Origin of the sequence: Conexibacter sp. CPCC 205762 (assembly GCF_030646155.1) — a bacterium.
Classification (GTDB): domain Bacteria; phylum Actinomycetota; class Thermoleophilia; order Solirubrobacterales; family Solirubrobacteraceae; genus Conexibacter.
Map to the genome: position 1 here is coordinate 14168 of NZ_JAUTDN010000034.1, position 20981 is coordinate 35148.

Genomic DNA, 20981 nt, shown 5'->3' on the forward strand with positions numbered 1-20981 from the left:
CGAGCGGGTACGACGCGGCGCATGCGCGTCGCCGTGACCCTCCCCCTCGCCCTCCTCGCCCTCGCCGCCGCGGCCGCCCCGCCGGCCGCGACCGCGGCGCAGCCGAAGCCCGGCCTCTGGATGGGCCAGAAGGGGGCGGTCAAGATCTCCTTCGTCGTGCGCGCGCAGGGCAGCCGGCGGACGATCGGCAACGTCGTCGTCTTCTGCGGCAGACGCGGCACCGAGCCGTTCTACAAGAGCCCGTTCGCGATCGAGCCGGACGGCAGCTTCACGAGATGGAGCCGCACGCCGCGCCGCTCGCGCCTCGGCGCCACCAGCGGCGTCGTCGACTCGCCGCTCAGCATCAGCAGCACCGACGCCGCCGGCAGAAAGGTCAGCTGCGACCAGCGCGCGTTCACGGGGATCGCGGTCAAGCAGGGGCCGCTGCGGCCGATCCAGGACGGGACCTATGCCGGCAGACAGCTGCCGGGGTACAGCTTCAGCTTCAAGGTCCGCGGCGGAGGGGTGCTGCTGACCGACTGGAGCGGAATCGTCTCCGTCCCCGGCCTCGGCTCGCTGACCGGCTACTGCGGCTCCGGCGGCGACCTCGGCGACGGCACGCGGATCGCCGCCGACGGCAGCTTCGCCTTCGAGGACCTGTCGCCCGGGCAGCGGATCGCGTTCGACGGCAGCGTCGGCGCCACGTCGGCGGGCGGCAGCTACAGCGTCAGCTTCGACAGAGGCTGCGACAACCGGCCGCTCTCCGGCAGCGCGGCCTGGAGCGCGACGCTGACGGAGAAGGATCCCGCCGGCCCGCCGGTCGGCGGCGGGGACGGCGGCGACCCCGACGCCCCGCGGCCGCTGCCGCCCGGCCCCGAGGGCGCGCCCGACGCACCCGATCCGAAGCCCGCGCGCGGCAACGGCTACGGCGGGCCGCCGGCGCGGTCGAGAGCTGCCGGCTGCTCGGCGACCGTCAGCGCCGGCCCGGTCAGCGCGATCTCCGCCTGCTTCCGAACGCGCGGCACGCGCGCCGAGTCGACCAGCCGCGTCCGGCTCAACGGCCTCGACCTGACGCCCGCGCGCAAGGGCGTCACGGTCGCGATCGACCGCCGCTCGCACGCGGTCACCGCCGACGGGCCGGTCGAGCTGCGCGTCGGCTCGCTGTCGCTGACGCGCTCGGAGCTGAACTGGCGCCGGCCGGAGGCGGTCTTCGAGATCTCCGGCAGATCCGGCAGGCGCGACCCCGGCGCCCGCTTCACGACCGGCGGCCAGGCGCTCTTCGGGATGCCGGTGAAGGGCTCGGCGAAGCTGCGGCTCGCCGGCGGCCGCACCGCGCTCACCGTCTCGCTGACGATCCCGAAGGACGACGGTGCGGTCAGCCTGCTGTCCGGCTACTCGGGCGAGCTGACCGCGGCCGCCGACAACGCGCGCGGCCTCGTGCTCGACGGCGCCTCGATCGCCTTCCCCGGGATGCGCGCCGGCTTCGTCGAGATCCAGTCGGCGAAGCTCGCCGTCTCGCAGCCCGGCGGCAGCTACCGCTTCGACGGCCGCGCGACCGTCTTCCCCTTCCGCATGAGCGGGATCGGGATCGCCGGCCAGCTCGGCTTCGGCTTGGGCGACGGCTACTTCAAGCTCGGCGCCGCCGCCGAGAACCTCAACCGCGCGCTCGTCTACGGCTTCTTCCTGCAGCGGATCGGCTTCAGCGTGCAGGTCAACCCGTTCGGGCTCGGCGGCGAGGCGGCGGTCACCTTCGGGCCGCAGTTCCGCCTCGACGGCGGCCTCGTCTCGGCGGCGCGGCTGGACGGCTCGCTCTCCTACCTCGCCGGCCGCGGCGGCGACCCGGCGGCGCTGACGATCGCCGGTGCGCTCGAGCTGGCCGAGGCGAAGGCGGCCGACGGACGCGTGACCGTCGCCGGCGACGGCGGCGTGACGGCGAAGGGCAGCTTCGGTCTGACCGTCGGCGGCTACGGCCTGAAGGGCGGCCTCGACGGCTGGTTCGACGGCGTGCGCGCCTTCAACGTGGAGGGGCGGGCGCAGCTGTCGCTGCCGGGGCCCGACGCGAGCGGCGAGGCGATCCTCTCCAGCGTCGGCGCCGGCGCCTGCCGCACCGGCCCCGGTCCCGACGTCGGCTTCGGCTACCGCTGGGGCAAGGGCGTCGACGGGCTCACCTTCGCCGCCGGCTCGTGCAGCCTGGGCGAGTGGCGGGCGCAGCGCGGGGCGCGGGCGGCGGCGGCGGCCGGCGGGCACGCGGTCACCGTCGCGCGCGGGCAGAAGCGGCTGGCGCTGCAGATCCGCGGCGCGGGCGGAGCGCCGACGGTCGCGATCGTCGCGCCGGGCAACCGCCGGATCGACCCCTCCGCCGCGCCCGACGGCGAGGTCTCCGACGCGCGCACGCTGTTCGTCCGCGACCCCGACACGCGCGCCACCTACCTGATCGTCGACCGCCCGGCGGCCGGCCGCTGGCGCGTCGAGACGCTGCCCGGGAGCGTCGGCGTCGCCGGCCTCTCGACGGCCCGCGCGCTGCCCCGGGTCGCCGTCCGCGCACGCGTGAGCGGTCGCGCGCGACGCCTGCTGAGCTTCCGCTTCCGCGGCCTCGCGGGGCGCAGAGTCCAGCTCGTCGAGCGGGCGCGCGGGGCCGCCCAGGTGCTGCCGGCGCGCGGCCGCGCGAGCGGAAGTGTGCGCTTCACCCCGCTGCCGGCCGGCGGCCGTCACACCGTCACCGCCGTCATGCTCTCGCGTGCGGGAGTGCCGACCGGAGAGCGGCTGCGCGTCGCGACCTTCCGCAGCGGCAGCGCGCGGCCGCCGGCGCCGCGTCGCGTGCGCGTGCTGAAGCGCGGCTCGACACGGCGCGTCACCTGGCGCGGCCCGGCGCGGCTGCGCTACGAGGTCGCGGTGCGGATCTCCGACGGCCGCCGGATGCTGCTGCTGCCGCGTGGCAGAGCCCGCGTAGTGACCGTCCCGACGGTCGCGCGCAGAACGGTCGTGCGCGTGACGGTCCGCGCCCGCGATGCGGCCGGCCGCGCGAGCCGGCCGGTGCGCGCGAAGGGATGACATGTCAGCTCGGCCCCACGCGCCCACCCGCCTGCCGCGCGACCACCTCGCGCGGGCGTTCGGCTGCCCGTCCGCTACCGCAGCGCGGCGCCGGTGGAGGGGTCGAAGAAGTGCACGTCGCCGGGGTCGATCGCGAGCGTGAGGCGGTCACCGGCCCGCGGCGGCCGGCCGGCGCCGAGGCGGGCGACGCACTCGACCGACGGCTCGACCGCGGCATCCGCGCCGGGGCCGCTCAGCTCGTCGACCGCCCGCACGAGACCCGGCAGCGCCGGCCGCAGGCCCGGAACGGCGAAGAAGACGTGCACGTCGGTGCCCATGTCCTCCACGAGGTCGACGTCGGCCGCGAGCGCCGCGTCGTCCGCGGGCGCCGCGTGGCGGAACGCCGACGGGCGCAGGCCGACGACGACGCGCGGCTCCGCCAACCGCGCCCGCACCTGCGGGGGGACCGCGATCGCGGCGGCGCCGAGCCGCGCCCGCTCGCCCTCGACGGGCGCCTCGACCAGGTTCATCGGCGGCAGGCCGATGAACGCCGCGACGAACGCGTTCGCGGGGCGCTCGAACAGGTCGCGCGGGCTGCCGCACTGCTCGATGCGGCCGTCGCGCATCAGCGCCACCCGGTCGCCGAGCGTCATCGCCTCGACCTGGTCGTGGGTCACGTAGACCGTCGTCGTCGAGACCGCCCGGTGCAGCTTGATCAGCTCCGCGCGCATCGTCACGCGCAGCTTCGCGTCGAGGTTGGAGAGCGGCTCGTCCATCAGGAACGCCTGCGGCTCGCGCACGATCGCCCGCCCCATCGCGACCCGCTGCCGCTGACCGCCTGAGAGCGCGCGCGGCCGGCGGTCGAGCAGGTCGGAGATCTCCAGCATGCCGGCGACGGCGGCGACCCGCCGCTCGACCTCCTCCGCGCGCTGTCTGCGGATCGCGAACGCCATGTTCCTGCGCACCGTCATGTGCGGGTACAGCGCGTAGTCCTGGAAGACCATCGCGACGTCGCGGCGCGCCGGGGGCTCGCGCGTCATGTCGCGTCCGCCGATCGTGACGCGCCCGCCGGAGGCGCCCTCCAGGCCCGCGATCACCCGCAGCAGCGTCGACTTGCCGCAGCCCGACGGGCCGACGAGCACCAGCAGCTCGCCGTCGGCGACCGACAGGCTGACGTCGTCGAGCACGCGCGCGCCCTCGTCGAAGACCTTCGCCACGCGGTCGAGCACGATCTCTGCCATGTGATCACTAACCCTTGATGGCCCCGCCGAGCATGCCTCTGATGAAGCGCCGGTGCAGGAACAGATAGAGGACGAAGACGGGCAGCGCCACCATCAGCGACGCCGCCGCCGCGCCGGGCACGTCGGCCCCGAAGCGGCTCTGGAAGTTGGCCAGCCCCAGCGGCGCGGTGCGATGCGCCTCGGAGGCGTCGACCATCACGAGCGCGAGCAGGAACTCGTTCCAGGAGAACATGAACAGCAGCACCATCAGCGTGCTGAGCGCGGGCCATCCGAGCGGCACGAGGATCCGCCACAGGACCGTCCAGCTCGACGCGCCGTCGACGCGCGCCGCTTCGATCAGCTGCCGCGGCACCGCTCTGAAGAAGGCGCGCATCCAGAAGGTCCCGAACGACAGCGACAGCCCGGCCTGAGGCAGGATCAGCGCCCAGTAGGTCTCGGTCAGCCCCTGCTCGCGCAGGTCGTAGTAGAGCGGGATCACCATCGCCTCGAACGGCACCATCAGGCCGATCAGGAAGACGTAGGAGAGCAGCTCCGCGCCGCGGAACCGCATCGTCGCCAGCGCGTAGCCGGCGAGCGTCGAGAGCAGCGTCGCGATCGCGACGACCGCGACCGTGACGATCACGCTCGAGCGCATGTACGTCGAGAAGTGACCGGTCACCCACGCCTGGCGGAACGTCTCCAGGCTGAAGGAGCTGGGCAGGCTGAAGCCGCTCGTGAGCGCCCCGGGCGGGTGCAGCGCCGTGACGACGATCACCAGCATCGGCACGATCACGAGCGCCGAGAAGACGATCAGCACGGCATGGGTCGTGAGGCGCTCCGCGCGCGAGGTGCTCATCGCTCGCGCTCCTCGACGAGACGGCGCACGATCACGGTCACGAGCAGGATCAGGACGGTCAGCACGACCGCGGTCGCGCACGCGAGGCCGACCTGGTTCTGCCGGAACGCGTCCTGGAAGATCGCCAGCGACGGCACGAGCGTGCTGTCCCCCGGGCCGCCCGACGTCGTCACGTAGACGAGGTCGAACGTCCGCAGCCCGAGGATGATCGTGATCACGAGCACGACCGACAGCTCGCCGCGCAGGCCCGGCAGCGTCACGGTGAAGAACTCCTTCACCGGCCCGCAGCCGTCGACCCGCGCGGCGTCGTAGAGCGTCTGCGGGATCCGCTGCATGCCGGCGAGGAACAGCACCATGCAGAGGCCGGTCGTGATCCACGTGCCGATCACGCCGACGGCCGGCAGGGCGAACGTCATGCTGCCCAGCCACGGCTGCTGCAGGGCGCCGAGCCCGACGATCCCGAGCAGCCCGTTGAGCGGGCCCTCCGGCGCGTAGATCCACTGCCACCCGACGGCGATCGCGACCGTCGCGATCACCTGCGGCATGAAGATGATCGCGCGGTAGGCGGTCGCCGCGCGGCCGGTCAGCCGCGCCACGAGCGCGGCCAGCACCATCCCCAGCACGACCGGCAGCAGCGAGTAGAACGCGAGCAGCTCGAGCGCGTGCAGGAACGCCGACCGCAGCTGCTCGGAGGCGAAGATCTCACGGTAGTTGTCGAGCCCGACGAACGTTCCGGCCGTGACGCCGTCCCAGTCGAACAGCGACAACCAGCCGTTGTGCGCCAGCGGCGCCAGCACGAAGACGGTGTAGAGCAGCAGCGCCGGCGCGACGTAGAGGTAGCCGACGCGGCGGGGCTCGCCGGGGGCGTCCGCCGGCTTCGGCGCCGTCGTCGCCGTCGCGGAGGCGGGCGGCGGCGCGCCGGTCGGTCTGGCCGTTGCCGTCATCGCCGCTCACTTCCCCGAGCCGTGGGCTCTGGTCCAGTCGTCCTGGATGCTCTCGGCGAACGCCTCGGGCGACATGCTGCCGGCCATCAGCTGCTGCACCCCGCCGGTCAGCGTGTCGTACATCGTCGTCGTCGCCGAGTCGAGGTAGGGCACGAGCCGGCCGCCGGTGGACTGCTCGCCCCACGTCTTCACGATCGACTCCAGCGACGAGCCCGGCTCGACTCTGGGGTCTCTGACCGGGTACGCCGGGACGTCACCGTGCGCGAGGATCGTTTCGGCCCCCTCCTCGCTGGCGAGCAGGTTCAGCCACGCGGCGGCGACGTCCGGGTGCTCGCTGCGCGAGCTGACGTGCATCCCCGGCGACAGCGACCCGGTCGCGTAGACCTCGGCGCCCGCTCGCGCGGACGGCATCGCGACGAAGCCGAGGTCGTCGTCGAGCCCGTCCGCCAGCCCGCCGTTGAGGATCGAGACGCCGATCATGAAGACCGCCTGGCCGCTGGCGAAGCGCGCCTGCGCCTCCGCGTCCTTGACGCCGAGGAAGCCGTTCTGGAAGTAGCCGGCCTCGGCCCAGTCGCGCAGCTTGCCGGCGGCGGCGACCATGCCGGCGTCGTCGACCGTCGCGCCCGCTCTGCCGAAGACCCAGTCGCGCAGGCTCGCCGGATCGGCGTAGGCGTTGGCGAGCGCCATCAGCGCGTGGCCGCCGGGGTAGCGATCCTGCTCGCCGATCATCAGCGGGGTCTCGCCGGCTCTCTTGGCCGCGGCGAGGATCGTGTCGAGCTCGGCGACCGTTCTGGGCGGGTCGAAGCCGAGCTCGGCGAGCTTGGCCTTGTTGTAGAAGAGGCCGACCAGCTCGCCGCGCGGCGAGATGCCCCACAGCGTGCCCGAGCCGAACACGACGCCGTCGTCGCCGTACATGTTCGTCGCCTGCGTGGCGGCGGGCCAGATCGCGTCCCAGCCGTAGGCGCTCGGCGCGGCCCAGCCGGTCAGCGGGCGGATCAGGCCGCCTCTCACGAGCGCGCCGTCGACCTGCGGCCCGGGGTTGCCCTCCGAGACGTCCGGCGCCTCGTCGGAGGAGAGCCGCAGCTTGATGCTGGAGAGGAGGCTGGAGAACGGCTGGACGGTGCGTCTGACCGTCACGTTCGGGTGCTGGCGCTCGAACTGCTCGATCAGCGCCTTGTACTCCGCATCGGGGCCGGGGTCGACGCCGGTGTCGAGGATCGTCAGCGCCACGTCGTCTCTCGTGATCGTCGTGCTCACGGCCTCGGTGGTGGAGGCGGCGGGCGGCTTGCTCTCGCCCGGGGTGCCGCCGCAGGCGGCGAGCGTCGTCGCGGCGGCCGCGAGCGCCAGGCCGGTCGCGAGGCCGCGACGGGTCGTCTCGAGCGCGCTCATGACGCGCTCGCCCCGGTCGCGTCGCGCGGAGCGCTGAGACTCGGATACGGCGGGTCGTGGTCCTCCATCCACGGCAGGCCGCGCTCGGCGTCACGCCAGACGACCGCGCGCAGGACCTCGACCGAGCGCGCGAGCGCCTCCTCGACGGGGGCCAGCTCGTCCTCGTGCTCGACGCACAGCGCACCGTCGAAGCCGAGTGTGCGCAGCTCGTTGACGAACGCGCGCCAGAAGCCGAGGTCGTGCCCGTGGCCCAGCGTCGTGAACTGCCACGGCTTGCGGGCCGACGGCGGCAGCCCCGCCGCCAGCACGCCGGTGCGGGCGATCTCCGGCCGGTCGAGGTAGGTGTCCTTGGCGTGGGTGTTGAAGAGCGCGCCCGCCTCGCCGACCGCGCGCACCGCGACCAGCGGGTCCATCCCCTGCCACCACAGGTGGCTGGGATCGAAGTTCGCGCCGATCTGCTCGCCGCAGGCCTCCCGCAGGCGCAGCAGCGTCTCCACGTTGAAGACCACGTTGCCGGGGTGCATCTCCAGCGCGATTCTCACGCCGCGGGTCGCGGCGTAGTCGTTCGCCTCGCTCCAATAGGGGATCACGCGCTCGCGCCACTGCCAGTCGAGCAGGTCGCCGAAGTAATCCGGCCAGGTCGTGCAGACCCAGTTCGGCATGCTGCCGGCGTCGGGCCCGCCGGGGCAGCCGGAGAACGCGTTGACCGCGCCGACGCCCAGCTCGGCGGCGACGTCGACGGTCTGCCGGAAGACGCGATCGGCGCGCTCGGCGTAGGCGGGGTCGGGGTGCAGCGGATTGCCGTGGCAGCTGAGCGCAGCGAGCGTGACGCCGGCGGCGTCGAGATCGGCGCGCAGCTCCTCGACGGCCTTCGGCTCGGCCGCGAGCCGCGGCAGGTCGGCGTGGTAATCCGTCGTGAACTCGCCCGTGCCCAGCTCGACGGCGTCGAAGCCGAGCCGCTTGGCGTCGAGGAACGCCGTGCGGCGATCGCGATCGCCGAGCGGTCCCGTGAGCAAACCGATCTGCATCCATCCTCCTTGGGGCTGTGCCGGGAGCTCCGTGTCTCCTGACGGCGGCAACGGTACGCCTCTCAATTGCGCATGCCCAACGAACTTTTGTCTTCTTTTGACTGATGTCGGCACATAAATAGCCAATGGTGATTGGAGTCAGCCATATGTACGATGCGAATCGCATGGCGTCTCAAGCACTCGTCCTCTCGCCCCAGCACCGCAAGATCGTCGGCGCGGTCGCCGGCGCCGGCGCGCTCTCGCGCGCCGACGTCGCGCGCGCCCTCGGCCTCAGCCGCTCGCGGCTCTCCCCCGAGATCGCGAGCCTGCTGGAGTCGGGCGTGCTCACGACCGAGACGTTCGGCCCCTCGACCGGCGGGCGCCCAGGTGCCCTGCTCAGCGTCGGCGGGCCCGAGGTAGCGGTCCTCGCCGGCGTCGACGTCGACGCCGACCGCGTCTCGGTCGCGCTCACGACGCTGGCCAACCGGCCGGTCGCCGACCACCAGCTCGAGATGCCGGCCGCGACCGACCCCAAGGGCACGCTCGACGCCGCCGCCGAGCTGCTGGAGCGGTCGCTGGCTCCGGGCCACGGGCCGCTGGTCGGGATCGGGGTCTCGATCGCAGCCGACATCGACCCGGCGACGACGCGGCCGATGACGCCGCAGACGATGCCCGCCTGGTCGGGCCTGCCGGTCGCCGAGTTCTTCGCCGACCGCTTCGACGCCCGCACGTTCATCGACAACGACGTCAACGTGCTCGCGCTCGCGGAGGCCGCCGCCCCGGGCGCCGACGCGCGTCTGGGCCGCTCCTTCCTGATGCTCAAGCTCAGCAGCGGCCTCGGCTGCGGGATCGTCGTCGAGGGGGCCGTCTTCCGCGGCAGCGACGGCTTCGCCGGCGACATCGGCCACATCTGCGTCGACCCCGACGACGACACCCGCTGCGCCTGCGGCAACCGCGGCTGCCTCGACGCGATCGCCGGCGAGCCGGCGATCGTGCGCGACGCGCAGGCGATCGTCGACGCCGGCGACAGCCCGCTGCTGGCCGAGCTGCTGGCGAGCGAAGGGCGGCTGAGCCTGGAGCTGATCGGCCGCGCCTCGGAGCTGGGCGACCCCGCGATCGGCTCACTGCTGCGCGAGACCGGCAACCGCATCGGCTACGTCCTCGCGGGCGTCGTCTCGTTCTTCAACCCGTCGAGCGTCGTCGTCAGCAGCGCGCTGCGCGGTGGCGAGGACATCCTCCTCAGCGCGATCCGCGAGCTGGTCTATCAGCGCGCCGTGCCGACCTCGACGCGCCATCTGCAGGTCGTCGGCTCCGGCGCGGGGCCGCACGCCGGAGCCGAGGGCGCCGCCGTGCTCGCCGGCAGAGGGTTCCTCGGGACCGCGGGGACGGTCGCGCAGGCGCGCCCGAGCGCGCGCCATGCGGTCGCCGCGGTCACGAGCCGTCGCTGACCGCCAGCCAGAGGATCCCGGCGACGATCAGCCCCAGCGCCGCGAAGCGGCTCGCGTGGGCCGGCTCCGACAGCGCCGCGATCCCCACGCCCGCCGTGCCGACCGCGCCGATCCCCGCCCATACCGCGTAGGCGGTCCCGGCAGGGAGGCTGCGCATCGCGATCGCCAGCAGCACGGTGCTGCTGGCGGCGCCGGCGAGGAAGACGAGCGACGGGAGGAGGCGGGTGAAGCCATGCGACTGCTTCATCCCGATCGCCCAGACGACCTCGCAGAGGCCGGCGAGGACGAGCACGACCCACGTCATCTGCGCCGGCGCTGCTGGTCAGCTCGGCAGCAGCGCCGCGTCCGCCAGCGGCGGCACCAGCCCCGAGAGGTAGTTGTAGCCCAGCACGAGGCCGTTCTGCTCTCTGCCGAACATCTCGACGATGTCGGCCTCGCCGCCGATCGAGGCGAGCGCCGCCGCGGCGAAGACCTCGTCCTCGTGCTCGATGTCGAGGTTGCCGTCGTAGCCCGCCTCCAGCAGCGCGGTCACGAACGCGGGCCAGTCGATCACACCCCAGCCGGGCGCGCGGAAGCGCCACCAGCCGTTGCCGAAGCCTCTGTGCTCGCCCAGCGCCTGGCCGAACATCCCCAGGCGCGCGCGCTTGCGCGCGTCGATGTCGACGTCCTTGGCGTGCACATGGAAGACCTTGGCGCCGTAGTCCTGCGTCGCGGCGACGTAGTCGATGCCCATGTAGCAGAGGTGGGAGGGGTCGAGCTGGATCCCCAGCAGCGGCGAGTCGATCGCGCTGAACATCGCGTCCCAGATCTCGGGGCTGTACGCGATGTTCTCGCCGTGGCCGGTGCGGTGGTCTCTCATCGGGCAGTTCTCGATCCCGATCCGCACGCCGCGCTCCTCCGCGTGGGCGACGATCGGCTCGTACGCCGCGACCCACTCCGGCAGGCACTCGGCGACCGTGCGGCCCTGCGTCTGGCCGGCGAAGGTGCAGACGGTGGCGACGTCCATGCGCGCGGCCAGCTCGATCACCTTGCGCAGGTAGCGTCGAGCCTCGGCGGCGACCTCGGCGTCGCGGTCGAGCGGGTTGGGGTAGTAGCCCAGCGCCGAGATCTCGAGCCCGCGCTCGGCGAGGTCGCCCTTGATCTCGGCGATCCGGTCGTCGGAGATCGTGTCGGCGTTGAGCGCCGACTGCGGCCAGGCCGACAGCTGGAGCGAGCCGAAGCCGACCCCCTGGGCGAACTCCGCGATCGCGGGCGAGTAGTCGGTGTAGAAGCCGATCTTCATGCTGGGTCCTTGATGGTCGTGTTCGAAGGTCGCGGCGCCGCCTCCGCGGGCGCGTCGCGCCGCACCGCCGTCCAGCGGCCGCTGGAGGCGCTGGCGGCGATCGCCTCGGCGACGAGCAGCTGCTCATGGCCGTCGGCGAAGGTGGGATAGTCGGGCTCCTCCGGCGGGCCGCCGTCGGCGACGGCGCGATAGACCGCGCGGTAGAGCGCCTTGAACGCGTCGGGGAAGCCTTGAGCGTGGCCGCCGGGATAGTCGCTCGCGGCGGCGCCGGCCGGGGTCATCAGCGCCGGGTCCCGCAGCAGCAGGCGATTGGGCTCGTCGCGGGCGCCCTGCCACAGCTCCTCGGGCCGTTCGGAGTTCCAGGCGAGCGATCCCGCGCCGCCGTCGAGCTCGAACGCGAGCTGGTTCTTGCGGCCCGGCGAGACCTGCGAGATCGTCGCGACCCCGCGCATGCCGCCCTCAAAGCGCAGCAGGACGCCGGCTGCGTCCTCGGTCTCGACAGCGCGCGGCTCGCCGTCGCCGCCGGCGGCGGCGAACGTGCCGCCGCGTCCGCCCGGCCGCAGCCGCACCGGGTGGACGGTGCGGAGGTCGGCCATCGTCTCGCTGACGCGGCGCCCGCTGACGAAGGTGACGAGGTCGAGCCAGTGCGAGCCGATGTCGCCGACCGCGCGCAGCGCGCCGCCCTGCTCGCGATCGACGCGCCAGTTCCAGTCCGTCGGGTACAGCAGCCAGTCCTGCAGGTAGGAGCCGCTGACCAGGTGCACGTCGCCGAGACCGCCGCCGAGCACGCGGGCGCGCGCCTCCTGGCACTGCGCGTAGAAGCGCGCCATGAAGTTGACGGCGTGGACGCGGCCACTGGCGCGGGCCGCAGCCAACAGCTCGGCCGACTGCGCCGAGGTCGTCGCCAGCGGCTTCTCGCAGACGACGTGCTTGCCGGCGCGCAGCGCCGCCAGCGCGTGCTCGTGGTGGAGGTGGTTGGGCGAGGTCACGTGCACGACGTCGACGCGCTCGTCGGCGAGCAGCTCCGCGACCGAGGCGTATGCGACCGGCAGGTTCTCGGCGAGCGCGTGCGCGGCGGCGCGCTCCGGCGAGGAGCCGGCGGCGCCGAGCACGTCCACGCCGAGCCGCCGCAGCGCCTCGCCGTGAACGGCAGCCATGAAGCCCGTGCCGATCATCGCGGCGCGGATCGAGGTGATGCGTGTGGTGGTCATCTCTGAAGGAGGCGCTCGACGTCTCGCCGAGCGCCGATTCAGGATTCACCAGCGCAGCCCCGAAGACCAGGGGGACTTTTGTGTTTGTCTCGCCAGATGTCGCGGCCCGCGGGAACACGGGGTGCGCGTGCTGGCTCAGTAGCCGCTGACGGCGACCGAGTCGATCGAGACGTAGTTGCCGGCCGAGAGCGGGTTGTGGGCGCCCTGGACGCGGATGCCGAGCACGTGCCAGCCGCTCGCCAGCGTGCCGGTGTCCCAGAGGCTGGAGTCGATCCCGTAGCCGGGCGTGTAGAGGTCGACGGTCCCTCTGAAGACGCCGTCGAGCCAGACGTCGGCGTAGCCCATGTTCGGCCCCTTCAGGCCTCTCCAGATCGCTCTCGTGCCGAAGAACGTGACGTTCGCGGTCGCGTTGGCGGTCTGCTCGGAGGAGTGGGTGCCGAAGAAGTCGGACGGGTCCGGGAAGCGGAGCCAGTTGCCCGCGTAGGCGATCCGCGGGTCGCTGTCGTCGATCCTCGGCCCGTGCAGCTCGACGTCGTCGATCCGCGCCCAGCCGCTGCCGGTCAGGCCGCTGGAGTCGATCCCGATCTCGTAGTTGGAGCAGGCCGACGTGGTGGTGAAGGTGAGGTCGTAGATTCTCCAGCTCGTCGAGGAGGCGTGGGTGACGCCGACCGTCTCGTTCGTGCACTGGTTGTGCGCGTAGAGCCGCACGTTGGCGCCGCTCGTCTGCACTCTCGCGCGATAGCGGTAGGTCGTTCTCGCCTGCAGTCCGACCCCTTGGCCGAGCGCGGTGTAGCCGCTGCCGAAGTCCTGGATGTAGCCGTAGAATCTGCCGCTCTGGCCGACCGAGAGGCCGTCGGTCGCGCCGACCTGACTCGCCGTGCCGGTCGTCGTCCAGCTCGAGGTCCCGGTCGTCTCGAAGCCGGGGTTCTGCACGTACGGGTTGCCCGGATGGAAGGAGACGCCGCGGACGCCGGCGATTCTCGCTCTGATGAATTGACTGGTCCCGCCGCCGAAGCTGTTGCCGGAGAAGCGGATGTTGGTCATCTGCGCCTGGTCGCTCTCGTAGGCGCTGTAGCTCGCGCCGCCCGGTCCGTTCCAGGGGTTGTCGCACCAGCACTTGACCGAGTCCCACGCGGACGGCGCGTTGAGGACGTTGTTCTCGATCCGGATATCGCGCATCTCGCCGTCGCGCTTGTCGGCCGTCTGCGACGCCCACGGGATGAACGCGAGCGCGCTGCAGCACTCCGCCTCGACGACGTTGTTGCGCACGATCACGTCGGAGAGCGGCTCCGAGACGTCGCTTCTCCACCAACCGGTCGATCGCGGATCGTTGTGTATCGTGCCGAGCGCGATGCCGTCGTCCGTGGCGCCGGGGCTGCCGTCCGGGTTGCGCATCACGTTGTTCTCGACGATCACGTGCTGCGAGCTGATCAGCTCCAGCCCGCTGACCGGGTCCTTGTACGGCTCGTTGAGCGTCATGTCGCGCATCGCGCCGTTGTCGCTGAAGTAGATGCCGACGTACGGGACGCCGCCGCCGATCACGTGCAGGCCGGACAGCTCGAAGCCGGAGACCTGGAAGAGGCCGATCGCGTCGTTGAGGACCGTGTCGGCGACGTCAGGCAGGTGCGTCATCTGGATCGTGCCGCCGCCGGTCACCTTCACGTTGCTCGCGTACGCCGCGTAGACGAGCGGGTTGTTGCGGTAGAAGGTGAAGTTCCACGGGATCGTGGTGTCGATGATCATCCCCTTCAGCGGCGTGTAGTCATAGTGCGCGACCGTCTGGCTCTGCTTCAGCGTCGCGCCTCTGGCGATCGTCAGCTCGACGTTGCTCTTCAGCCGCAGGTTGCCGGTCAGGAACGTTCTCGACGCCGGCAGCGTCACCTTTCCACCGCCCGCCGCGTTGACCGCGTCGATCGCTCTCTGAATCGCGCCGCGGTCGTTCGTCACTCCGTCGCCGACCGCGCTGTACGGCGCGGCGGTCACATCGACGTCGAGCGCGCTCGACGTCGCCGGCAGCGCGCACGCGACGGCCGCCCCCACTGCGAGGCCCAACAGGATCCGACGCATCCCTTCCCCTCTTGTTAGCTAGATACTAAATGCTATAGCTAACAGATGGCGCGTCCACGTCAGATGAGACTCATGCCATGACTCCGGAGGCTCATATGGGCGGCGGCGCCCGACCACACCCCAGACCCGCCGCGGCCCCGTCATTTGGCTCCGCTGCCATCTCCCTGTTGTTGCGCCAGACGCTGGCGACGCGCTACTGTCACGTATATGTACGGGAATCCCGTCGATATCAATGACAGTTCTGTATTGGATCGGCTGTACGAGATCGCCGAGCCCCAAGGCGGCTTCATCGCGGCCCATCAGGCCGTTGCTGCCGGGATCCCGCGCTCGACCCTCTCGTACCACTCCACCGAGGGCGAGGCGCTGGAGCGCGTGGCGCGCGGCGTCTACCGTTTGCGACGCTTCCCGACGCCGCCGCAGGCGCACGTGATCGCAAGCTGGCTGGCACTCGCCCGAGCTGATGCCGTGGTCTCCCACGAGAGTGCGGCGGAGCTGCTCGATATCACCGACTTGATTCCTGACGTCGTCCACGTCACCGTGCCGCGCTCGAAGCGCGGCCTCCGCGTGCCTGCCGGCGTGCGCGTCCACTTCAGCGATCGACCGATCCAGCGCCGCCGAGAGGTGCTCGGCATCCCCGTGACCGGCGCCGAGCGCACGATTGCCGACATGCTGCGCACCGATGGCTGGACCGAGCAAAGCGACCTCGCTGTCCGCGAGTCGATCGTTCACGGCCTCACAACCCCGCGCCGCCTGCGCGCCGAACTGCCGGCGAAGTGGCAGCTGCGGCTGGAAGCCGCGCTGACAGCAGCAAGCGCGTGACGTACTCATCAGACCGCGCGTTTCGAGAGGCGCTTGAAGCTCGCCTAAAGGCGACCGCCGATGACCGGTCGGGAATCTCACGCCTGCGTAAGCGTGTTGTCTTCGAGCGTCTGCTCGCCCGCCTGCAGGTCTCCGCTCCTGGAACGTGGGTCCTCAAAGGCGGCTTCGCGCTCGAACTGCGCCTCGGAAACGCGGCGCGCACAACGAGAGACATTGACATCGACTCGTCCCTCAACGAAGAGCAAGGCGTCGACCTGCTGCTTGACGCCGCCGAGCTGGTGCTCGAAGACCGCTTCCGCTTCAGCGTCCGCCCGTCCGGGAGACAGGATGACTTCGAAGGTCGCGGTCAGCGATGGGCTGTCACTGCGAGCCTCGCCGGGCGCGAGTTCGAGCGCGTGGCGATCGACATCGGCTTCACGACCGAGCCAGTGCTGGCCCCGGACACGGTCACTTCGTCTCAGCTGCTCGACTTCGCCGGCGTCGAGCCCCTCCTCATCCCGACCGTGGCGATCGAGCAACACATCGCAGAGAAGCTCCACGCCTACACGCGCACCTACGCCGGCAACCAACCCAGCTCCCGCGTCAAAGACCTCGTCGACCTCGCCGTCATCGCGCACACCACCACCGTCGACGCCGAACGGCTCACAACGGCGATCAAAGAGATCTTCGCTCGTCGCGCCGACCCATTCGATTCCGACCGCCGTACCTGCCCCACCGAACGACTGGGGCGCCGAATGGCGTCAGCGGGCTGCGGGCGTGCCGGCCGAGGGCGATCCGCTTGCCGGGCAAGAGACAGTTGCCGCAATGCTCGACCCGGTGCTGTCGACAGGACGGGACCAGCCGGGAAGCTGGATCCCCGTCCGTTAGCCTGGCGCAGCCCACGCGAGCCGCGAGTCGAGCGGGTGCGGAGCGATCAATCGGGTACCGAGCGGTCATAGGACCCGCCGGTTCCACGGCCCTGGGGTGTTAGCGCACTGCCGGGGCCACCTGTTTGCGGGAGCGGCACCGTAGCGCGACCGTCGAACTGGATCGACCGAATCCGCCGTGATCGACGGCCATCTGACCGGCAAAAGGCACTAGTGCCTTTATTCCGGCTCCGATGCCCTCCGATTCGGCCGCTCCTGAAACACAGAAACCCCCGCGTTAGCAGGGGTTTCATGAGGGGTGAGCGACAGGACTTGAACCCGTGACCGCCTGGACCACAATAGCCCGCTCGATGTGGCTTACGTCGGCCTTAGAAGTGGCAATTTGCAGGGCTTTTGCCGGCCGGTTGGTGGGGCTCGGCACGCCGCCGACGGTGGCCGATCATCGGCGATTGGCGGCGATCCACGGCGATTCTGCAACTCGACGGCGTGAAGTTGCAGAAACGGCGGCTGGCGGCGGTCCAGGCGATACCGCAGCCGCTACCGGCCCGACAGCGCGAAAATCAGGCCCGGTCAGGCTGGCCGGGCGCGACCGCAAGCCCTTCCTGGCCCGCTGCGTCTGCAAGCGCCCGGTCCCACGTAGCCAACACGACGTCGGGGTCGTTGATCGACAGGGCGGACGCGAGGTGCACGGCGTCGTAGCCGCGCAGCGCGCGGCGCTCGGCCAGCTCGCCGGCGGCCTTAGCGAGCGGAGCGTCGACGCGGACCTTGGTCAGCTCCTTGTAGATCTCATCGATCGTGCGAACGGCGGCTCTCAGCTGGCCGGCGTCGAGCCGCCCGTTGCGATGCGCCGCTGCGGCCGCAGCGCGCGCCTCGGGATAGACGAGCTGCCCCGAGACGACCGAGGACGCACGATCCCACAGCTCGCCGACCAGATTCGAGCCCGGCTCGTCAAAGACGAGCTTGACCAGCGCCGAGGTGTCGAAGTAGACGATCAGCGCCGCTGCTCGGCGACGAGATCCGACACCGACCCGCCGGCTTTGATCCGGCGACTGTCTGCACGTCGCCGCTTCGGCCGCGAGGGCTCCTCTATAAGCCCACGCGCGCGCAGCTCGGCGAGCGGATCGACCTCGTCGATCGCAGACAGCCGAGCGACCCGCCGTCCGCGCATCGTCACCACCACCTCGCCACCTTCGGCGGCGTGCCTGACGTAACGGCTGAGCTGGTCGTGCAGCTCCCGCACTCCCACCTCCTGCTTGAGCGCTGCGTCATGTGGCGTCATGTCCACCATCTTAGACGCTACATCGGCCCCCGGCCAGCGGCGAGAGATGCGATGCCCGGAGACTGCGACGGGCGGCTCTGCGTCCCCGCGACCACCTCCTCCCGCACCGCAAAATAAGGTTCCTGCTCATGGACAGGCCGAGGCAACAAGGTACGGCGCTTCCTGCCGTTCGGAGACACATCCGTATGTGGATGGAAACTGTGGCTCCGACAGACGGCACGGACGTCGATCCGAAGGTCCGGTCGAGTGTCATCGTCGCCGGCGCCACGCCACTCGAACGGTTGCGTCTCGCTGCTCTTGGCGGTCTGGCTCGCGCGGTGGCTGGAAAGCACTTGGGCCCTGTGCCGTTCCCCGTAGCCGCGTGGATGGAGACCGCGGAGTTGCCCCCTGCCGATGTCCAAAGCGCTGTCATCGAGGCACTCAGAAGAGGCGAGGATCCTCTCGCGGAGGCGTACAACGCGTGCATCTCGGCCGCAAACCGCCGGCAGCTCGGGACGGTGTTCACGCCGTCCGAGGTTGTCGATCACATGCTGGATCTTGTCGTCGACAACCTTTACGGGCGGCAGCCCGCGTGCGTGATCGACCCTGGCGCAGGCGTTGGCGCGTTCACGGTGGCAGCGGCTCGCCGTTGGCATAACGCACGGGTCATCGCAGTCGATATCAACCCCGTCACGCTGGGTCTGCTGGCTGCGCGCATCGCATACGAGCGGTCGCAGGACGCCAGATGGGCGAGGCGTCGTATCGACTTGCAACTCGCCGACTATGCGAGTGCCTTGCCCGGCCTCTTCGCCGCTGACGCTCCAGCGCCGATCCTGGCGTTGGGAAACCCGCCTTATACCCGCACACAGTCGCTGACGAGTGGGTACAAGCGAGACGCGGAGAGACTGCGCAAGGTCGTCGAGATGACCGGGCACGCCAATCTGGCGACAGTCTTTCAAGCACTCACTCTGGAGTATCTCCGAGCTGATGACTTGTCGTGCATGGTACTGCCCGGCTCGATCGTCTACACCGACGCTGCGAGAGGTTTGCGCCGAGCGATGTGGAGCAGCTCCCGACCGGTCGAAATCCATCGTTGGCGAGCCGACACCAAGCCCTTCGTCGGGCGCAATGTCCAGGCTGCGGTCCTGATGATCGGACCAGAGCGCTCCGTCGCACGCCCAATCAGACTCGCCCGCGCCGAGTCGATGAACGGGAACGTCGAGCTGATCCAAAGATGGACTATGGCGCGGGACAAACCACCACCGGACAACTGGTTCTGGGCGGAAGACTCGTTCGACCAGCCAGATGCGGTGCTGCCGCTGACCACCTTCGTGACGATTCGTCGCGGCACTGCCACTGGCGCAAACTTCTTCTTCTTCCTGACCGACAGCGAGCGGGCGGCGTTTCCCGACGATGTGATCACCCCGGCAGTCGCTTCACTGCGCCGCTTCGAAGGCACCGTGATGACACAGGCTGCTCACAGAACTTGGGGAGGCGCAGACGAACCTCGGTGGTTGCTTACGCTCGATCCGTACAAACCTGTCCCGGCGCCCCTCGTCTCCTACCTCGCGGAGCACGAAGACACCGTCTCAAGGCGCCACCTTTCCACTCAGCGCAGGGAATGGTGGGCAATCACGGAGCTGCCTCGTCCTGACATTCTCGTCTCGCCCCTCACACAGAAGACATTCAAAATCGTTGTCAACAAAGCGAAAGCCGTTGCTTCCAACAACCTCCTGGGTCTCACCCTCAGAGAGGGCAATCCCGCACCTCTCGCAAAATGGTTGCGCTCGATAGAGGGGCAACGTGAACTCAGACGTGTGAGTCGTCGCTACTCAGGAGGCAGCTTCAAGGTCGAGCCTGGAGGGCTGAAGCGACTGCAGGTTCCGAGAAGCGTCGTCGCAGCCGTCATCGGGCGATCTCCCGAGTCGCTCCTGACCCCTGAACTTCCTCTCTAGGTCCCGACTCGGGCGGGACTGCGACGCGTCCGGCGCACTTGAGCTCGGGCGATTTGACATACATCTCAGGAGTTCGCTAGCGTTTTGAGCGAACCGAAATCCACCCTGTGCCATACGAGATGCGTGCAGGACGGAAAGGGAAAATATGTCGAAGAAGTTCGACGAAGTGCTTGACCAGTTCGAGCACGCCGTAGAGGCAGCGATCATCTCCGCCTACGCTGCGGAGGGCTATGTCGATGAGGATGGAGAGCGGTCCGATTCGACAATGAGAGAAGCTGTCTACAGAATCGTCATCGAGAGAGCCCTGGTCGACTCAAAGGGCGAGCGGTCGCGGAACGCGATCACGAGAGGCGAGCTTTACGCTGCCGCGTTTCCCAATGGCCCCGGCGCGAACGGTGGCGTCGACGATCTCGACCGGGTTCAGCGGGAAGCGTACAGCCGAATCAACACCGCCGTTTGGGGGCTTACGCAGACCTCGCGAGGCGGGTGGATTCAGCGTCGACTCCTGCTTGACGGGACCCTCGTGCTTTGTCGGTTCAGAGTGCACCGCCAGAACGATCCGGCTGCGGCGATCTTCGTGACGGACAACGAGACGCTCATCATGGAAGACGGCGTCGATAAGGAGATCCAGGGAATGGTGCGTCGCGCACGCAACCTCCGAAAGGATCTCGAAATGATTATGCAGCGCCACCCGAGACTCCGCAGACGAGTTGCAAAGCAGCTCGGAACGGAGCTGCGTCAGATCGATGCTGAGCTTATGGCTGGCATGGACGCGACCGCCGACGCTCAGCCCACCCCTCTGCTCTCAAGAACAAACTGATCCGCGAGCATGGCGGAAAGCCCTGTAAGCGCCCGTAACCAGGTTCTTGCTGCTCTGCAGCAGGAACCTGGCCTCACGGACGGGGACATCGAGAGCGTTACCGGCTTGTCTCATAGCAAAGCGTCTCACGCTCGCGTAGGCCTGTGGCGTGATGGGCTGATCGCACGAGCAGGCCAGGACGAGCGTCGTCGCTGGCTGTGGGAGTGCGTCACGGACGAGCGCCGCGACTACGCCCGAACGCAGCATCGGGACGCAATGGAGCGGCGCCTGCGGGACTCCCTCGACAAGAAGCCTGTCGAGCAGCGTGCAGCCATCGCTTTCCACCTTTTGCTGAACGACGACGTCGATAGCAGCATGCGAGACCTGTTTTCACGTCAGAGGCATTGGCGTCGGGCACAGGCTGCGGCGAACAACGTTCGGCGTGAGAAGGAAGCCGATCGACGGGCACGTCGGAAGGCGATGCGCGATGCAGCGGACGACGATGCCCTTCTGGCGTTCCTTACGATTCGGGACCGAATTCGGAATCTGATCGACGCACTTTTCGTCCTGCGCCAGCAGCTCGACGATGACCGCGCGCGGCTGGCCGAGGGCGAACCGACTCGGATCTCTATTGAACACTGGGGAGACGTCCATCGAAATGTTCATGAGGTCCTGCTTCTGACTCAGGTGATCTTCAAAGAACTCGTCGACACTCTTGATCTCACCATGGACAGCTGCCCTGTCTGCGGCGCTCGACTTGTGCATGACGTCGGGTCAATCGCAGAGGGCTACGTCGAAGGAGAGATCGTCGAGGAGGAAGGTCTTCTGCCGACGTGACGTGAGCGTGCTGC

18 protein-coding genes are annotated in these 20981 nt (G+C 70.1%); 7 read left to right on the forward strand and 11 right to left on the reverse strand.

Translation table 11 applies throughout. The annotated features are described in order from the left end of the window. The first annotated feature begins 21 nt into the window (after window positions 1–21). Window positions 22–3030 carry a hypothetical protein gene (locus Q7L73_RS21335; RefSeq protein ID WP_304693974.1) on the forward strand — a complete coding sequence of 1003 codons (3009 nt, stop codon included), beginning with the start codon at window positions 22–24 and terminating at the stop codon, window positions 3028–3030. Between the two features lie 74 nt (window positions 3031–3104). On the opposite strand, the gene Q7L73_RS21340 is transcribed toward Q7L73_RS21335, so the two are convergent. Genes Q7L73_RS21340 through Q7L73_RS21360 form a run of 5 tightly spaced genes read right to left on the reverse strand, consistent with a single transcriptional unit; the run spans window position 3105 to window position 8446 of the window. Beyond that, complete coding sequence (locus Q7L73_RS21340) at window positions 3105–4250, reverse strand: ABC transporter ATP-binding protein (protein ID WP_304693972.1); 1146 nt, start codon at window positions 4248–4250, stop codon at window positions 3105–3107. Window positions 4251–4257: 7 nt separating this feature from the next. Further along, window positions 4258–5085 (reverse strand): carbohydrate ABC transporter permease, encoded by an 828-nt coding sequence (locus Q7L73_RS21345; RefSeq protein WP_304693970.1) that lies wholly within the window; start codon window positions 5083–5085, stop codon window positions 4258–4260. Continuing rightward, the gene (locus Q7L73_RS21350) at window positions 5082–6029 is read right to left on the reverse strand and encodes a carbohydrate ABC transporter permease (protein WP_304693968.1); all 948 of its coding nucleotides are present in this window, start codon (window positions 6027–6029) and stop codon (window positions 5082–5084) included. The genes Q7L73_RS21345 and Q7L73_RS21350 overlap by 4 nt, the downstream gene beginning before the upstream one ends. A gap of 6 nt (window positions 6030–6035) precedes the next feature. Then, window positions 6036–7418, reverse strand: coding sequence for an extracellular solute-binding protein (locus Q7L73_RS21355; RefSeq protein WP_304693966.1), 1383 nt, complete (start codon window positions 7416–7418; stop codon window positions 6036–6038). Beyond that, window positions 7415–8446 carry a sugar phosphate isomerase/epimerase gene (locus Q7L73_RS21360; RefSeq protein WP_304693964.1) on the reverse strand — a complete coding sequence of 344 codons (1032 nt, stop codon included), beginning with the start codon at window positions 8444–8446 and terminating at the stop codon, window positions 7415–7417. Before Q7L73_RS21360 ends, Q7L73_RS21355 begins: the two co-directional genes overlap by 4 nt. Window positions 8447–8610: 164 nt before the next feature. On the opposite strand from Q7L73_RS21360, the gene Q7L73_RS21365 reads away from it, so the two are divergent. Further along, entirely contained in the window at window positions 8611–9873 is a 1263-nt protein-coding gene (locus tag Q7L73_RS21365; protein ID WP_304693962.1) for an ROK family protein, read from the forward strand. Here Q7L73_RS21365 and Q7L73_RS21370 read toward each other — a convergent pair. From Q7L73_RS21370 to Q7L73_RS21385, 4 genes are all read right to left on the reverse strand, one after another. After that, window positions 9857–10177, reverse strand: a complete 321-nt coding sequence (locus tag Q7L73_RS21370) for a multidrug efflux SMR transporter (RefSeq protein ID WP_304693960.1) — start codon at window positions 10175–10177, stop codon at window positions 9857–9859. The two genes, Q7L73_RS21365 and Q7L73_RS21370, sit on opposite strands and share 17 nt — an antisense overlap. Window positions 10178–10195: 18 nt before the next feature. Further along, window positions 10196–11155 (reverse strand): sugar phosphate isomerase/epimerase, encoded by a 960-nt coding sequence (locus Q7L73_RS21375; RefSeq protein WP_304693958.1) that lies wholly within the window; start codon window positions 11153–11155, stop codon window positions 10196–10198. Continuing rightward, the gene (locus Q7L73_RS21380; RefSeq protein ID WP_304693956.1) at window positions 11152–12366 is read right to left on the reverse strand and encodes a Gfo/Idh/MocA family protein; all 1215 of its coding nucleotides are present in this window, start codon (window positions 12364–12366) and stop codon (window positions 11152–11154) included. The genes Q7L73_RS21375 and Q7L73_RS21380 overlap by 4 nt, the downstream gene beginning before the upstream one ends. 135 nt (window positions 12367–12501) lie before the next feature. After that, entirely contained in the window at window positions 12502–14433 is a 1932-nt protein-coding gene (locus Q7L73_RS21385; protein ID WP_304693954.1) for a carbohydrate binding domain-containing protein, read from the reverse strand. 207 nt (window positions 14434–14640) lie between these two features. On the opposite strand from Q7L73_RS21385, the gene Q7L73_RS21390 reads away from it, so the two are divergent. Beyond that, window positions 14641–15252: a type IV toxin-antitoxin system AbiEi family antitoxin domain-containing protein gene (locus Q7L73_RS21390; protein ID WP_304693952.1), complete on the forward strand. Its 612-nt coding sequence runs from the start codon at window positions 14641–14643 to the stop codon at window positions 15250–15252. Next, window positions 15249–16190: a nucleotidyl transferase AbiEii/AbiGii toxin family protein gene (locus Q7L73_RS21395; protein ID WP_304693950.1), complete on the forward strand. Its 942-nt coding sequence runs from the start codon at window positions 15249–15251 to the stop codon at window positions 16188–16190. The genes Q7L73_RS21390 and Q7L73_RS21395 overlap by 4 nt, the downstream gene beginning before the upstream one ends. A 488-nt stretch (window positions 16191–16678) precedes the next feature. Here Q7L73_RS21395 and Q7L73_RS28800 read toward each other — a convergent pair whose 3' ends face one another. After that, window positions 16679–17113 carry a type II toxin-antitoxin system VapC family toxin gene (locus tag Q7L73_RS28800; protein WP_370552653.1) on the reverse strand — a complete coding sequence of 145 codons (435 nt, stop codon included), beginning with the start codon at window positions 17111–17113 and terminating at the stop codon, window positions 16679–16681. Beyond that, the gene (locus Q7L73_RS21400) at window positions 17110–17397 is read right to left on the reverse strand and encodes a type II toxin-antitoxin system Phd/YefM family antitoxin (protein ID WP_304693948.1); all 288 of its coding nucleotides are present in this window, start codon (window positions 17395–17397) and stop codon (window positions 17110–17112) included. Before Q7L73_RS21400 ends, Q7L73_RS28800 begins: the two co-directional genes overlap by 4 nt. A gap of 200 nt (window positions 17398–17597) precedes the next feature. Here Q7L73_RS21400 and Q7L73_RS21405 point away from each other — a divergent pair, with 200 nt between their 5' ends. The 3 genes from Q7L73_RS21405 to Q7L73_RS21415 all read left to right on the forward strand — a co-directional run bounded on the left by Q7L73_RS21405 (window position 17598) and on the right by Q7L73_RS21415 (window position 20967). Continuing rightward, on the forward strand, window positions 17598–19331 hold the full coding sequence (locus Q7L73_RS21405) for a hypothetical protein (RefSeq protein WP_304693946.1): 1734 nt from the start codon (window positions 17598–17600) through the stop codon (window positions 19329–19331). 145 nt (window positions 19332–19476) lie between these two features. Further along, entirely contained in the window at window positions 19477–20151 is a 675-nt protein-coding gene (locus Q7L73_RS21410; protein ID WP_304693944.1) for a hypothetical protein, read from the forward strand. A 9-nt stretch (window positions 20152–20160) separates the two neighbouring features. Continuing rightward, a complete protein-coding gene (locus tag Q7L73_RS21415) occupies window positions 20161–20967 on the forward strand; it encodes a hypothetical protein (protein WP_304693942.1) in 807 nt (268 codons plus the stop codon). The last annotated feature ends 14 nt before the right edge of the window (window positions 20968–20981 follow it).